The 14,645-nt window shown below is 69.7% G+C and carries 15 protein-coding genes, 1 pseudogene and 1 riboswitch; of the genes and pseudogenes, 3 read left to right on the top strand and 13 right to left on the bottom strand.

Annotated features, from left to right (window positions below; all coding sequences use genetic code 11):
- Positions 1-23: 23 nt before the first annotated feature.
- The 10 genes from OG329_RS27700 to clpS all read right to left on the bottom strand — a co-directional run bounded on the left by OG329_RS27700 (position 24) and on the right by clpS (position 7,766).
- Positions 24-974: a PLP-dependent cysteine synthase family protein gene (locus OG329_RS27700; protein ID WP_405798988.1), complete on the bottom strand. Its 951-nt coding sequence runs from the start codon at positions 972-974 to the stop codon at positions 24-26.
- Positions 974-1,291 (bottom strand): MoaD/ThiS family protein, encoded by a 318-nt coding sequence (locus OG329_RS27695; protein ID WP_405798987.1) that lies wholly within the window; start codon positions 1,289-1,291, stop codon positions 974-976. The genes OG329_RS27700 and OG329_RS27695 overlap by 1 nt, the downstream gene beginning before the upstream one ends.
- 93 nt (positions 1,292-1,384) lie before the next feature.
- The gene (locus tag OG329_RS27690) at positions 1,385-1,498 is read right to left on the bottom strand and encodes a putative leader peptide (protein ID WP_354608293.1); all 114 of its coding nucleotides are present in this window, start codon (positions 1,496-1,498) and stop codon (positions 1,385-1,387) included.
- A gap of 69 nt (positions 1,499-1,567) precedes the next feature.
- Positions 1,568-2,380, bottom strand: coding sequence for an ABC transporter ATP-binding protein (locus tag OG329_RS27685; protein WP_405802053.1), 813 nt, complete (start codon positions 2,378-2,380; stop codon positions 1,568-1,570).
- 32 nt (positions 2,381-2,412) lie between these two features.
- Entirely contained in the window at positions 2,413-3,465 is a 1,053-nt protein-coding gene (locus OG329_RS27680; RefSeq protein ID WP_405798985.1) for a FecCD family ABC transporter permease, read from the bottom strand.
- A gap of 12 nt (positions 3,466-3,477) precedes the next feature.
- Positions 3,478-4,476 (bottom strand): ABC transporter substrate-binding protein, encoded by a 999-nt coding sequence (locus OG329_RS27675; RefSeq protein WP_405798984.1) that lies wholly within the window; start codon positions 4,474-4,476, stop codon positions 3,478-3,480.
- 40 nt (positions 4,477-4,516) lie between these two features.
- Positions 4,517-4,649: riboswitch (cobalamin riboswitch) on the bottom strand.
- Positions 4,649-5,062 (bottom strand): Mov34/MPN/PAD-1 family protein, encoded by a 414-nt coding sequence (locus OG329_RS27670; protein ID WP_405798983.1) that lies wholly within the window; start codon positions 5,060-5,062, stop codon positions 4,649-4,651. Its footprint overlaps the riboswitch before it by 1 nt.
- A gap of 126 nt (positions 5,063-5,188) precedes the next feature.
- Positions 5,189-6,667, bottom strand: a complete 1,479-nt coding sequence (locus tag OG329_RS27665; RefSeq protein WP_405798982.1) for an amino acid permease — start codon at positions 6,665-6,667, stop codon at positions 5,189-5,191.
- 161 nt (positions 6,668-6,828) lie between these two features.
- Entirely contained in the window at positions 6,829-7,416 is a 588-nt protein-coding gene (locus OG329_RS27660; RefSeq protein ID WP_405798980.1) for a DUF2017 domain-containing protein, read from the bottom strand.
- The gene (clpS, locus tag OG329_RS27655) at positions 7,416-7,766 is read right to left on the bottom strand and encodes an ATP-dependent Clp protease adapter ClpS (protein WP_405798978.1); all 351 of its coding nucleotides are present in this window, start codon (positions 7,764-7,766) and stop codon (positions 7,416-7,418) included. Before clpS ends, OG329_RS27660 begins: the two co-directional genes overlap by 1 nt.
- A 110-nt stretch (positions 7,767-7,876) precedes the next feature.
- Between clpS and OG329_RS27650 the strand changes: the two genes are divergently transcribed.
- Positions 7,877-9,244 (top strand): nicotinate phosphoribosyltransferase, encoded by a 1,368-nt coding sequence (locus OG329_RS27650; RefSeq protein WP_405798977.1) that lies wholly within the window; start codon positions 7,877-7,879, stop codon positions 9,242-9,244.
- Between the two features lie 181 nt (positions 9,245-9,425).
- Positions 9,426-10,010 carry an isochorismatase family protein gene (locus tag OG329_RS27645; protein ID WP_405798975.1) on the top strand — a complete coding sequence of 195 codons (585 nt, stop codon included), beginning with the start codon at positions 9,426-9,428 and terminating at the stop codon, positions 10,008-10,010.
- A 327-nt stretch (positions 10,011-10,337) separates the two neighbouring features.
- On the opposite strand, the pseudogene OG329_RS27640 reads toward OG329_RS27645, so the two are convergent.
- Positions 10,338-10,643 (bottom strand): annotated as a pseudogene (locus OG329_RS27640) (hypothetical protein); the annotation flags it as partial.
- Between the two features lie 124 nt (positions 10,644-10,767).
- Positions 10,768-13,182, bottom strand: a complete 2,415-nt coding sequence (locus OG329_RS27635) for an immune inhibitor A domain-containing protein (protein ID WP_405798973.1) — start codon at positions 13,180-13,182, stop codon at positions 10,768-10,770.
- 397 nt (positions 13,183-13,579) lie between these two features.
- Between OG329_RS27635 and OG329_RS27630 the strand changes: the two genes are divergently transcribed.
- Positions 13,580-13,885 carry a hypothetical protein gene (locus OG329_RS27630; protein WP_405798971.1) on the top strand — a complete coding sequence of 102 codons (306 nt, stop codon included), beginning with the start codon at positions 13,580-13,582 and terminating at the stop codon, positions 13,883-13,885.
- Here the strand turns inward: OG329_RS27630 and OG329_RS27625 are convergent.
- On the bottom strand, positions 13,871-14,626 hold the full coding sequence (locus tag OG329_RS27625) for an RDD family protein (protein WP_405798970.1): 756 nt from the start codon (positions 14,624-14,626) through the stop codon (positions 13,871-13,873). The two genes, OG329_RS27630 and OG329_RS27625, sit on opposite strands and share 15 nt — an antisense overlap.
- Positions 14,627-14,645 lie beyond the last annotated feature (19 nt).

Here is a 14,645-nt window from a genome sequence, read left to right as displayed (position 1 = left end):
ACTGTTGCACCACTGTTGCCCGCTCAGGCCCAGAGCTGGCCCTGAAGCGTCTCGATGGCCTCTTCGTCCGTGGCCGCCGTGTAGACGCCCGTGGAGAGGTACTTCCAGCCGCCGTCCGCGACGACGAAGACGATGTCGGCGCTCTCCCCCGCCTTGACGGCCTTGTTGCCGAGGCCGATCGCCGCGTGCAGGGCGGCTCCGGTGGACACTCCCGCGAAGATGCCCTCCTGCTGGAGGAGTTGACGGGTACGGGTGACGGCGTCGGCGGAGCCGACCGAGAAGCGGCTGGTGAGGACGGACGCGTCGTACAGCTCGGGGACGAAGCCCTCGTCCAGATTCCGCAGGCCGTAGACCAGGTCGTCGTAGCGCGGTTCGGCCGCGACGATCCTGACGTCGGGCTTGTGCTCGCGCAGATAGCGGCCGACGCCCATGAGGGTGCCGGTGGTGCCCAGGCCGGCCACGAAGTGGGTGACGGACGGCAGGTCGGCGAGGATCTCGGGTCCGGTGGTGGCGTAGTGCGCGCCCGCGTTGTCCGGGTTGCCGTACTGGTAGAGCATCACCCAGCCCGGGTTCTCGGCGGCCAGCTCCTTGGCCACGCGTACGGCGGTGTTGGAGCCGCCCGCCGCCGGGGACGGGATGATCTCGGCGCCCCACATGGCGAGCAGTTCGCGCCGCTCCTGCGAGGTGTTCTCCGGCATCACGCAGATGATCTTGTAGCCCTTGAGCTTCGCGGCCATGGCCAGCGAGATACCGGTGTTGCCGCTGGTGGGCTCCAGGATGGTGCAGCCCGGTGTGAGCCGGCCGTCCTTCTCGGCCTGCTCGACCATGCGCAGCGCCGGGCGGTCCTTGATGGAGCCGGTCGGGTTGCGGTCCTCCAGCTTGGCCCAGATCCGGACGTCGTCGGACGGGGAGAGGCGGGGCAGCCGTACGAGGGGGGTGTTGCCGACGACCGCGAGCGGGGAGTCGTAGCGCATCAGAGCGTGTACGTGTCGGACATCAGCGCCTCGCGTGCGCCGCCCGCGACGGCCGGGAGGATCGTGACGCTGTCGCCGTCCGCGAGCTGGGTGGAGATGCCGTCCAGGAAGCGGACGTCCTCGTCGTTGAGGTAGACGTTCACGAAGCGCCGCAACTGGTCGCCGTTGGCGCCGTCGACGATGCGCTCGCGGATACCCGTGTGGCGGGATTCGAGGTCGGTGAGCAGCGCCGCGATGGTGTCACCGGTGCCTTCGACGGCCTTGGCTCCGTCGGTGTAGGTACGGAGGATGGTCGGAATGCGGACCTCGATGGCCATGGCGTGGGCTCCTGTCGGAAAAGAGGCGTGACGGGCGCGCGGCTCGGCCCCCGCGCGGGGGGTGGTGCTCGGGGCAGGCGTCCGGGCCGTGACTCAGGCCGCGGCGCCGGCCGTACACATGGCGCTGGCAAGGCGGCACAGGTCGACGTGCAGGCGCGCCACCAGCAGATCGCCGGGCGTCTTGTCGCTCACGTCGTGGGAAACCATGGGGTCATCGTATCGATTCCCGGTCCGCATCCCGGTATGGCATCTCGCATGATGGACGTTCGGTGTTCGTCAGGTGGACAGGGCCGGGGACTCGGGCAGATAGACGACGGTGGGGGCGCCGGTCCGGGGATGGGGTGTGACCTCGGCAGCCACCTCGTAGACGGCGGCCAGGAGGGCGGGGGTCAGGACCTCGGTGGGGGTTCCGGAGGTGACGACGGTGCCCGCTTTGAGTACGTACAGGCGGTCGCAGTAGTACGCGGCGAGATTCAGGTCGTGCAGGGCGAGCAGCTTGGTGGCCCCCAACTCCTTCATCAGGGTGAGGACTTCGAGCTGGTGGCGGATGTCCAGGTGGTTGGTCGGCTCGTCCAGGACGAAAAGCGCGGGCCTCTGTACGAGGGCGCGGGCGACGAGGGCCCGCTGGCGTTCGCCGCCCGAGAGGGACGGGAAGGCGCGGCCGGCCAGTGAGGTGATGCCGACCCGCCTCAGCGCGGCGTCGGTCAGCGCGGTGTCGGCCGCCGTGTCCGCCTCCCAGAAACGCCGGTGCGGGGAGCGGCCCATGGCGACGACCTCGCGGACGGTCAGCTCGAAGTCGGTCTGCCCGTCCTGCGGGACGGTGGCCATGCGGCGGGCGCGCGCCTTGGCGGTCATGGTGTGCAGGTCCTCGCCGTCCAGCAGGGCCCGGCCGTGGGTGGGGCGCAGCGCGCCGTACACGCAGCGCAGCAGGGTGGTCTTGCCGCTGCCGTTGGGGCCGACGAGTCCGACGGTCTCGCCGGGGGCGGCGGTCAGGTCGACGGCGTCGACAAGATGACGGCCGTCTCCTACTCCGTAGGAGACCCCCTTCACCTGGAGCGTGGCAGCGCGATCGCTCGTACCGGTGCTCATACCGGTGCTCATACCGGGGCTCGTACCGGCGCTCATACCGGGGCTCCTTCGGGGCGGCGGCGCATCAGCCACAGGAAGAACGGGCCGCCGATGAGCGCGGTGAGGACACCCACGGGGATGTCCTGCGGCGCGGCGACGGTACGGGCGGCGAGGTCCGCGACGACGAGCACGAGGGCCCCGCCGAGCGCGGCGACGGGCAGCAGCGGCCGGTGCGCGGCCCCGACCACCATCCGCGCGGCGTGCGGCACGAGCAGCCCGACGAAGCCGATGGCGCCGCTCGCGGCCACCATGACGCCGGTGACCAGCGAGACGAGGACGAACACGGCCGCGCGGAAGCGCCCGGTGTCGAGACCGAGTACGGTCGCGCCCTCCTCCCCCACCAGCAGCAGGTCCAGCGGTCGGGCGAGCGCCATGAGGACGGCGGTGCCCGCGACGAGGACGACGGCCGGGACGGCGAGCGTGCCCCAGCGGGCGCTGCCGAGCCCGCCGAGCGACCAGAACAGCGCCTCCTGGAAGTGCTCGGGCCGGGCGGAGACGACCAGGACGAGTGTGGTGAGGGCGGACAGGATGTACGAGACGGTCACCCCGGCCAGTACGAGCCGCCCGCCGGTCATCGCGCCGCCGCGCCGGGCCAGCGCGTAGACGAGGGTCATCGCGACGAGCGAGCCCGCGAAGGCGGCGGCCGGCATGGCGACGGTGGTGGTGATCCCGCCCCCGATCCCGCCGCCGATCCCGAAGACCAGCACGATGACGGCCCCGGTGGACGCCCCCGAGGAGATCCCGAGCAGGAACGGATCGGCCAGTTGGTTGCGTACGAGGGCCTGGAGGACCGTCCCCACGACGGCGAGACCGGCGCCGACGACCGCGCCGAGCAGCACGCGCGGCAGCCGTACGTCCAGGACGATCGTGCGGAAGGGGCTGGGCTCCGCGCCGCCGGTGAGGATCGTGACGACCTCACCGGGCGGGATACGGACGGAGCCGAGCGCGAGCCCGGCGACGACGGCGCAGCCGAGGGCCACGGCGAGAGCCGCGAGCACGAGGACGTGCCGCAGCCGGCGGTGACCGGGCGGGGTCCGGCAGGTCATGGCGGGAAAGCCCTACTCGCCTGCCTCGGGGTGGAGTTGGGGGTGGAGTTGGGCCGCGAGGCGTTGGACGGCGGCGGGGGCGCGGACGCCGAGCACGGCGTCGGAGAGCGGCAGGACGGCGAAGCGCTTGTTCCTGATCGCCGGGACGTCCTTCAGTACGGGGTCCTGAAGCAGCCGCTTCTTCTTCTGCGCGACGGTGGTGGCGCCGTAGTCGTAGATGAGAATCGTCTCGGGCTTGCGCGCCACGACCTGCTCCCAGGTGGCGTCGCCGAAGGACTTGTCGAGGTCGGCGAAGACGTTGTGCCCGCCGGCCCGCTCGATCAGCTCGTTGCCGATGCCCTTGCCGCCCGCGGTGAACGCGGTCTTGTCGCCGCTGTCGTAGACGAAGACGGAGACCGGTTTCACGTCCTCGAGCCCGGCGGCGGTGGTGGCCAGGGTGGTGCGTGCCTCGGCGGTCCACTTCGTGGCGCGGTCGGCGACGCCGAAGGTGCGACCGACCTCCCGCACCTCGCGGAACACGTCGTCCATGGAGGTCCGGCCCTCGGCGCAGTTCTCCAGGTTGAGCCGGGTGTCGATGCCGGCGTCCTTCAGGTCGTCGCGGGTGCGGCCGTCCTTGGCGGCGAAGGCGCTGTTGTAGCCGCCGTAGACGAAGTCGGGGTTCGCGGCGAGAAGTCGCTCCTTGGAGGGGTACTCCTCGGCGATGACCGGGACGCTGTCGTACGCCTTCCGGTAGGCGGGCAGGACCGCGTCGTCGAGCCAGGCGGTGCCGACGAGGGTTTTGGTGAGGCCCAGCTCGATCATGATCTCGGTGACGTGCTGGTTCATCGTGACCACGCGCTTCGGGGGTGCCTCGAAGGTGGTCTTCACACCGCAGTTGGTGACGGTGTACGGGAATCCGGCGGCCGGCGCTCCGGCGTCGCGGACGGGGTCCGGGGCGGTGGAGCAGGCGGTGAGCGGGAGCAGCAGCGGTAGCAGGACCGCCGGTATGAGGGCGTGGCGCCGCGAGGACATGGCTGGGCCTCCTCCGGGGGATTTCCGCGTCCCCTGGCATGGTGGGAGAAGGGCGACAGGTCAGTTCCTGGCTTCCGGGCTCCCGCTCGCGCGGGGCCCGGTCACAGTGGCGGGACCGTGCCGGATTCACACCGGCTTCCTGGGTCCTGCCGCCCTGGATCGCGTCAGTCTCTCAGACGACCTCGACCTCTTCTTCCGTGACCTCGCCGTCCACGATGCGGTACGAGCGGAACTGGAACGGGCCCATGTCGTCGGTGTCGGCGGTGGAGACCAGTACGTAGTGGGCGAACGGCTCCATCGCCAGGTCGATGTCCCGGCGGGAGGGGTACGCCTCGGTCGCGGTGTGCGAGTGGTAGATGACCACCACGTCCTCGTCGCGCGCCCGCAGCTCGTTGTCGAGCTGCTTGTGCTCGGTCGAGTCGAACTCGTAGAACGTGGGCGAGCGGGCCGCGTTGAGCATCGGGATGAAACGCTCGGGCCGGTCGCTGCCCTCCGGGCCCGCGATCACGCCGCACGCCTCGTCGGGGTGGTCCGCCCGCGCGTGGGCGACGATCCGGTCGTACAGCGCCTGGGTGATGGTCAGCATGAAGTGAAGGATAAGCAGATGGCCTCCGCGGTTGAGATGCGGAGGCCACCTGGTGAGACGCGTGCTCCACAACCTGGTCCGGGCCGGGGTTGAGGCCCAGGTTCAGGCCCAGGTTCAGGCCCGGGTTCAGGCCGGGTTCACCGGGTCCGGCCGGGCCGGTTCCTCCTCGATCGCCGTACGGGCCCGCGCCGGGCTCCTGACCAGCGACCACCCCGCGCCCAGGAACACCGCCCACACCGCGCCGACGTACAGCGACACCCGGGCGTCGGAGTCGTACGCGATCAGACACGTCACGAACGCCAGGAAGACCAGCGCCACCCAGCTCAGGGCCGAGCCGCCCGGCGCCGGGAACGAGGACGCCGGAAGCCGGCCCGCGACCACGGCGGAGCGGTACTTGATATGGCTGACGAGGATCATCATCCAGGTCCAGATACCGGCGGCGGTGGCCACCGAGGTGACGTACAGGAACGCCTTCTCCGGGACGATGTAGTTCAGGAGGACGCCGACGCCCATCAGCGCGACGGACGCCGTGATCCCGGCGGCGGGTGTGCGGCGGGTGTTGAGCCGGCCCAGGGCCTGCGGCGCCTCCTTGTTGGCCGAGAGGTCGCGCAGCATCCGGCCGGTGGAGTACATGCCGGAGTTGCAGGACGACAGGGCCGCTGTCAGCACGACGAAGTTGACGATTCCGGCGCCGAGGGGAATGCCGATCTTGGCGAAGGCGTGGACGAACGGGCTCTCGCCCTCGCTGAATTCGGTCCACTTCACGACCGCGAGGATGACGGTGAGCGCGCCTACGTAGAAGACGATGATGCGCCAGGGCAGCGTGTTGATCGCCTTGGGGAGCGTCTTCTCCGGATTCTCGGACTCGCCCGCCGTGACGCCGACGAGTTCGACGGCGAGATAGGCGAACATCACGCCCTGAAGGGTCATCAGGCTGGAGCCGATGCCGTTGGGGAAGATGCCGCCGTGCTGCCAGAGATTGCCGGTGGCCGCGGTGTCGCCGGCGTTCGAGAAGCCGAGGGTGAGGACGCCGAGGCCGATGACGATCATGCCGATGATGGCGGTGACCTTGACCATCGAGAACCAGAACTCGACCTCGCCGAAGATCTTGACGGAGATCAGGTTGACGCCGAAGAGGACGACGAGGAAGACGAGGGCGCTGACCCACTGCGGGATCGTGGGGAACCAGAAGTGGATGTAGATCGCCGCCGCCGTCAGCTCGGCCATGCCGGTCACGATCCACATGAGCCAGTACGTCCAGCCGGTGACGTAGCCGAAGAACGGGCCGAGGAATTCGCGGGCGTACTCCGCGAAGGAGCCGGAGACCGGCCGGTAGAGCAGCAGTTCGCCGAGCGCCCGCATGATGAAGAAGATCACCACGCCGGCGAGGGCGTACATCAGGATGATGCTCGGTCCCGCCTTGGCGATGTTCGCGCCCGCGCCCATGAACAGACCGACGCCGATGGCGCCGCCGATCGCGATCATCTGGACCTGGCGGCTGCCGAGTCCGCGTTCGTAGCCCTCCTCCGAGGTGTTCACGGAGGGCTCGTCGGAGGGCCTTTTCGGGGGCTTTCCCGAGGTGTTGTCGACCTGTGGGGAGGTCATGGTGATGCGCCCTTTCTCCTGCCTGTGCCGGTGGTCGTGAAGATTTACCACGGGCGGGGCGGCGATCCACGGAGGACGCTGTGGCGCGGCCCACAGGAAGGAGCGGACGAATCTCGCCCCGGATCGCAGAGCATGCGGGGGCGCTGACGCGATCGGGCCCGTCAGGGCATCATCGTCTCGACCAGCGTCTCCTGGAGCGCCCCGAGCCACAGATACGCCATCACCATCGGCTTGCGCGGATCGGAGTCCGGCAGCCGGTACAGGCTCTCGCCCTCGTCCTCGTCGGAGACGTCCAGCCTGCTGCCGATCGTCAGGCGCAGGTCGTTGAGCGCGCCGAGCCAGTGCCGGCAGTCGTCGGGGGTCAGCTTCAGTACGGCTCCGCCCTCGCCGGCGGCGGACAGGGCGTCCAGCGTGCGGACGAGGGCGAGACCGTCCTCGCGCTTGCGGGTCCGCAGGTCGTTCTCGGTGAAGCGCCTGAACTCGGAGGCGTACTCGCGCAGTTCGTCGTCGGTGTCGTCGCCGAAGCCGTACGCGTCGGGGAAGAGACGGGCGAGCGCGGGGTCGGACGGCGGCTTGCTGGGGCCCTCCGCGAAGAGGGCGGCGAGGGGGTCCTCGCCCTTGGCCGGTTCGTCGCCGGGGCCGATCAGCTCCAGGAGCTGTACGGCCAGGGAGCGCAGGATGGAGATCTCGACCTCGTCCAGCGCGACCGCGGCGCCACCGCCGGGGATCGCCTCGAACTGGCCGGCCATCAGTTGGTGTCCTGGGAGAGCGTGGCCCACAGACCGAATCCGTGCATCGCCTGCACGTCGCGTTCCATCTCCTCGCGGCTGCCGCTGGAGACGATGGCGCGGCCCTTCTGGTGGACGTCGAGCATCAGCTTGTGCGCCTTGTCCTTGGAGTAGCCGAAGTACGTCTGGAAGACGTACGTCACATAACTCATGAGGTTGACCGGGTCGTTGTGGACGATCGTCATCCACGGCACGTCGGGCTGCGGGACGGTGAACGTCTCCTCGGCCGACTCGGGAAGTTCGATCTCTGTCGGGGCAACACTCACGGTTCGGGACGACCTTCTTCTACTCCGCCGGGGGTCCCGGGACATGCCCCGGGATGCACAGCCTCACTGCCCCCATGCTGCCACCTGGTGGGGTCTGTCGCACAAACGGCGATCGAAATCGTCACTCTGACGAGATGCACGGTAATATCGTCCGTATGAACTCTGCGGACCTTGAGAAGGACCTCGCCGGGGGCCCCGCGAACGACGAGGGCGGCCGGCGGATCGGCGTCCCGTCGACCGCGCTCTTCACCGACCAGTACGAGTTGACGATGCTGCGCGCGGCACTGCGGGCGGGCACGGCCGGACGCCGCTGCGTCTTCGAGGTGTTCACCCGGCGGCTGCCCGAGGGGCGGCGTTACGGAGTCGTCGCGGGCACCGGCCGGGTCCTGGACGCCGTCGAGAACTTCCGCTTCGACGCGGACGTCGTCGCCTTTCTGCGCGAGCGCGGGATCGTCGACGGACCGACGCTCGACTGGCTCGCCGACTACCGCTTCAGCGGCGACATCTGGGGCTACCGGGAGGGCGAGGTGTACTTCCCCGGCTCGCCGATCCTGCGCGTCGAGGGCTCCTTCGCCGAGTGCGTGCTGCTGGAGACCGTGATCCTGTCGATCCTCAACCACGACTCGGCGATCGCCGCCGCCGCGTCCCGGATGTCGGCCGCCGCCGGCGGGCGCCCGCTGATCGAGATGGGCGCGCGCCGTACGCACGAGCTGGCCGCCGTCGCCGCCTCGCGCGCCGCGTACATCGGCGGCTTCGACACCACGTCCGACCTGGCGGCCGGGTTCCGCTACGGCATCCCGACGGTGGGCACCAGCGCGCACGCCTTCACGCTGCTGCACGACAACGAGCGCGACGCGTTCCAGGCGCAGGTGGACGCGCTCGGCAGCGGTACGACGCTGCTCGTGGACACCTACGACGTGGCCGAGGCGGTCCGTACGGCCGTGGACGTCGCCGGGCCCGAGCTGGGCGCGGTACGCATCGACTCCGGCGATCTGCTGCTCGTCGCGCACCGGGTGCGCCAGCAGTTGGACGACCTGGGCGCGGTGAACACCCGGATCGTGGTCACCTCCGACCTGGACGAGTACGCGATCGCCTCACTGGCCGCCGCGCCGGTGGACGCGTACGGGGTCGGCACCCAACTGGTCACCGGCAGCGGCAATCCCACCTGCTCGATGGTGTACAAAATGGTCGCCCGTGCCCAGTCCGCCGACCCGAGGGCACCGCTGCACGCGGTGGCGAAGAAGTCGCTGGGCGGCAAGACGTCGATCGGTGGCCGCAAGTGGGCGGCGCGGCGGGTGGACGCCGAGGGGTACGCGGAGGCCGAGGTCGTCGGCACCGGTCCCGTGCCCCCGGACCTGCTGGACCGGCAACTGCTGGTGGAGCTGGTCAAGGGCGGTGAGACCGTCGCGCGCGAGCCGCTGGACGCGGTCCGCGAGCGGCACGTGGCGGCGCGGGCGGGGCTGCCGATGTCGGCGATCCAGCTCTCGCGCGGTGAGCCGGTGATCCCGACCGTGTACATGTGACCGTGTACACGCGACCGCGGACAGTGACCGACCCTCCTTCCAGGACGGACACGAGGTATGGGAGAGGCGTGGGAGGCATGAACGCAGACCCACCGGGAACGCCAGCCAACGAGAGGCCGACCACGGCGAGACACCTTAGGCTCGGTGGCCCGCTCCCGCTCCCCACCGAAGGACACCCGCCATGCACCGCGCACTGATAGTCGTGGACGTTCAGAACGACTTCTGCGAGGGCGGCAGCCTCGCGGTGCCGGGCGGCGCCGACGTGGCCGCCGCCATCACCGATCTGATCGGCCAGACGACGGCCGGCTACCGCCATGTGGTCGCGACGCGTGACCACCACATCGACCCCGGTGACCACTTCTCCGCGCGCCCCGACTACGTGCGCTCGTGGCCGGTCCACTGTGTCGCGGGTACGGAGGGTGTGGGCTTCCACCCCAACTTCGCGCCCGCCGTCGCCTCCGGGGCGATCGACGCGGTCTTCGACAAGGGCGCCTACGCCGCGGCGTACAGCGGCTTCGAGGGCGCCGACGAGAACGGGGTGCGGCTCGGCGACTGGCTGCGGGCGCGCGAGGTGGCCGAGGTCGACGTGGTCGGCATCGCCACCGACCACTGCGTACGGGCCACGGCCCTGGACGCGGCGCGTGAGGGATTCACCACACACGTCCTGCTGGATCTGACGGCGGGCGTCGCCGAGGCGACGACGGACCAGGCACTGACGGAGCTGCGCGCGGCGGGCGTGCTGCTGACCGGCAAGCCGGTGGTGTAGCACCCGCCGGCGACCGGCGAAGCCGGACAGGGCTTAGGTCCTGTCCGGCGGATCTTCGGGGATCAGGCCGGGGCGGCTGGTGCGGTGCATCGCAAGGCGGAGGATCATCCTCGTACTGGACGTACTTGGATGACTCCGACAACGCAGGGAGGTGCCGTGCCAGGCGTCCCGGACCCCCGAAGATCCGCCGGACAGGGCCTATGCGGCGCTGCCGCTGTCGGTCCGCAGTCCCGGCCGCCGCCACGAGGGCGACCCCGGGGCCGGGAGTGCCTGGGGCGCCGCGAGCACCCCTGTGCGGCCGTGGCGCGGCTCCGCCGGGCCGTAGCGCCGGGACGGGCGCAGCAGGGTCCGTATGGGCTGCCACAGCTCGTGGGCGCCGTGCGGGGTGCCCCGCCACAGGAGCCCGTCCGGATGGTGCAGGACCGCCGTGATCTCGTCCAGGGTCGGCGGTTCCGCGTTACCGCGCAGATAGACGGCCCGCAGTCCGAGATTCCGCAGCCTGGTCAGGGCGCGGGCCCGGTTCATCGCATGCACCAGGATCCGGACGGAACGGCCTTCGGCCACCGGGCTGGGCACGGTCAGCGCCACCACCACGGTCCCGTTCGGGAGTCTGCTGAAACCTCCACCTGCCATGTGTCCTCAATCCCCCCGTAAGACGTCGTGTCAATAAGAGTCGGTAGGACGCACCTAAACACGATCGGCCGCCGCCCCGCTAGGGGGCGACGGCCGATCATGGCTTGACCTGCGACGATGTCCTTTACTTGGTCGAGCGGTCCACCTTCAGCGTGATCGTGGAGCCGTCGCGCGGCTCCTTCACGATGGAGATCTTGGTGTTGGTGTCAGGAACGTCGACACCACCGGTCGGGTTCTCCGGGTACCAGTAGGTGCCCTTGCGGTCGTCGAAGACCGAGGTGCCCGGCTGCGTACGGATCCGCTGCGCCGTGTCGGCCTTGTGCAACTGGAACGAGTCGGTCGGGTACAGGCTGAACGACGAGTCGAACGTCTGGATCTTGTTGCGCATCAGCGTGCCGTCGGCCCACTTCAGGGGCTTGGCGTGGGCGTCGACCGGCAGGATCAGACCCTTGCCGGGGTGGACCCTGGTGTTGTTGTCCTTCTGCGAGGTGTCCCAGAGCCAGATCATGAGGCCGTTCTGGTACGCGTAGTGCTCGACCCAGCCGTCCTTCGGCGCCTTGAAGCCGAAGTTGTACGGGCCCGACTTGAGGGTCTTGTCGTAGCTGACGTACTGCCGGTTCTCCGCGATGTAGAACTGCTCGTAGTCCTTGGTGAAGGACTCACCGACGCGCGAGAAGCCCTTCGCGGTCCAGCCCGCGTCGTCCGCCTCGGCGTTGTCGGTGAACAGCGGGGCGCCGTCGGCGACGACACTGATCGTGTCGGCCGTGAAGCCCTTGCCGCCCGCGCCGCCGTCCGTCTGGTAGCGGAAGCGGACGTCGACCTTGCCGCCCGCGTACGCGTCCAGCGAGTACACGAGCTTCTTGTGGGCGCCGGAGACACCGGTCAGGGCCGGCTTGTCGCCCGCGTCGCGCGTGATGGCCTTGCCGTCGGCGGTGCCGTCGACCGGGGTCCAGTTGGCGCCGCCGTCCTGCGACACCTCGGCGTACAGGTAGTCGTAGTTGGCCTCGATGTCCCACCAGCCGTCCAGTTCCAGCGACGCCTTGGACTTGCCGGTGAGGTCGACGGACCGGGTCAGGGTGTTCTTGAGGTCGTCGCCCATGTCGCTCCACCACTGTTTGGAGCCCTCGGCGGGCTTCACGACAGTCGTGGTGACCGGCTTCTTCGGCAGCTCTACGACGAGCGCCTGCGGGTTCTTCGTGTTGTACGCCGACACGCCCAGCTTGTGGGTCGACGCCGTCGCGGCCTTGGCCTCGTCGTAGTCGAGCCAGCCCAACTGGAGCTTGTCCCAGGCGGTCATGTCGCCCGGCAGGTCGCCGATCTCGCCCTTGCCCCGGCCGAGCCAGGAGCCGGCGGACATCAGGGTCCAGTAGCCGGTGGAGTTCTCGCCGCCCGACGTGTCGTACAGGTCGGGCAGACCGAGGTCGTGGCCGTACTCGTGGGCGAAGACGCCGAGTCCGCCGTTCTCCGGCTGCATCGTGTAGTCGCCGACCCAGATGCCGGTGTCACCGATCTGCGTGCCGCCGGACTTGTTGTCCGCGGGGCCCGTCTTGCCGGCGTCGGTGCCGTACGCGTACCAGCGGTGCGCCCACAGGGCGTTCTCGCCCTCGGCGCCGCCGCCGGCCGACTCGTCCTCGCCCGCGTGGACGATCTGGAAGTGGTCGATGTAGCCGTCGGGCTCGTTGAAGTTGCCGTCGGCGTCGAAGTCGTAACGGTCCCACTCGTCGTAGCTCGCGAGGTCGGCCTTGATCTGCGCGTCCGTACGGCCCTTGGCCTTCTGGTCGGCGGCCCAGGCGGCGGTGCCGTCGCGTACGGCGTCCCAGACGTTGGCGCAGTTGGAGTCGCCGCAGTAGTTGGAGCCGTAACGGGCCTCGTTGTACTGGACCTTGACCCAGTCGGAGACCTCACCGTCGACCGAGTAGCGGCCGGAGGAGGTCTTCTCGTAGTAGGTCTTCAGCGACTCCTTCGGCTGGCCCTTGGCGTCGGTGCCCTCGCCGAAGTAGAGGTCCTGGAAGTGCGCCTGGTTGTAGTCGGCCTGCCAGGCGGTGGAGTTGTCCACCGTCCGGTCGGGCTCGGCTATCTCGTTGTGCTGCGGGCCGGGCTCGCCGCCGTACTTCGTGATGGGGGCCTCGGGGCCGTCCGCGCCGTCCGGGTCGTACTGGGTGGTGTTGTCGACCTCGTCGCCGAACTCCACCAGGATCGTGAAGATCTTGTCGGTCTTCTCCCGGCCCAGCTCGACGTACTTCTTGTTGTCGAGCTTCACGACCTGGGAGCCGCCGCGGTTCTGGATCTCGGCGTCGCCGGCCAGGACCTGCTCCAGGGCGGCCTTGCGCTGCTGCTCCTGCTGCTTGCTGAAGGGGCCTTCGAGGTCGTGCTCGACGTCGCCCTTCTGCGGCGCCGGATCACGGCGCTCGATGCTCGCCGGACTCGCTGTGGTGTTGCCCTCGGCCTGCGCCGGGGCGAGCGTGGACGCCGTCGCGGCTGCCGTGGCGAGGGCCACGAACACCGCGGAGGCTCTGATCGCCCGTCGATTGATGGTCACTTGACGTTTCCTCTCCCCGCACCCGGAGTCCGCGGACCTGCTGTGTGGGGATCCGCGCGCGGGGTGCGCGTCACAAGTGACGACATTCGACCGGAGTTGAAGAAGAAAAGACAGTCCTTGACTTGCGCAGGCCAAGTGCACTATGCACAAGTCGAGTTCCGGTATGCGGACAGTGGGGGGCCGGACAGCGGGCGCACCAAGGTGTCATACAGCGGGGGCGCGTGACTCCGTGCGCCCCCCATGCTCCGGCCTCGTGGGTTAGGTCACGCTTACTGTCGGTTCCTGCCGGGCATTCACCGTCGTAGGGTCGTTTGACAGAGCGACTTCGCGCAGACACGCGAGACATCCTCAACACCCCCGAAATCACTCCCGATTGCCCTGAGGGACGGATACAGCCATGCCGCGTCCGACTGCCGCACAGCTTGCCTACGGTTCCGCCACCGTCGTCCTCGCCACCCTCGCGATGCTGCTGCTCTCCGGCATCACGTCGGCCGTCGGCATCGCGGTGATCGCGCTCGTCTCCCTCTGTCTCGGCCTTGTGGTGTCGCTCAAGGCGGTGCGGCCACGGATTTCCACCGCCGCACGCCCGGTCCGTACGAGCCGTACGAGTCACGCCGCTACCTCCGTCACCACTGCCTCGGGTCCTGCCGTCGGGTCGCCGTCCGCCGCGGAGGCCCGGATTCCGGCGTCATTGCGCCGCTGACACCACCACGGTCTTCGCCGCCTTGTCGTGCAGACCCTGCCGATAGGGCCGGTCGAGCAGGATCAGAATCAGGATCAGCAGCGGCCAGAAGCAGGCGCAGCAGACGAGTGCGGGCACCCAGAGCACGAGTGCCCGCAGGAGCGAGGTCCGGGAGTCGGGCACCCGTCCGTCGTTGAGCATGGCGACGCGGATCTTGAACAACCTTTTGCCGAGGGTCTGGCCGCCCCACTGCGTCATCACCGCGTCATAGCCGACATACGCGACGATGGTGATGAGCCGGAAGACCCACTGCCCGCCGCCGTTGACACCGTTGACCGCGTCGTCCCAGTTGTCGGAGCTGTCCGACCAGCGGTGGTAGACGTTGAACGGGATGCTGATGAGCGCGAGCGGGATCGCGACGATGATCCAGTCGACGATGCGCGCCAGGATGCGCTTGCCCATGGCCGCGAGCGGCGGCATCCCGCGCAGCGGATCGTTTCCGCCGTACGGATCGCCGGGGGGTGGTGGCCCGGATCCGCCGTACGGGTCACCCGGCGGGGGTGGGTTGGAACCGCCGTACGGGTCACCCGGCGGGGGCGGGTTGGAACCGCCGTACGGGTCACCGTAACGAGGCGGCGGGCCGCCCGGCGTACCGCTGCCCGGGGGTGGGCCGCCGCCCGGCGGCGGCCCGTCGGGCGGCGGCTGCTTGCGGAACGGGTCGTCGTCAGGCGGCTGACCGGGCGGCGGCTGATCGTTGCTCATGGGGGCAGTGCACCGCGCC

The sequence above is a fragment of the Streptomyces sp. NBC_01506 genome, assembly GCF_045040295.1.
GTDB lineage: Bacteria > Actinomycetota > Actinomycetes > Streptomycetales > Streptomycetaceae > Streptomyces.
Note: the sequence above shows the minus strand (reverse complement) of the source record. Positions and strands in the feature narration are given on the sequence as shown.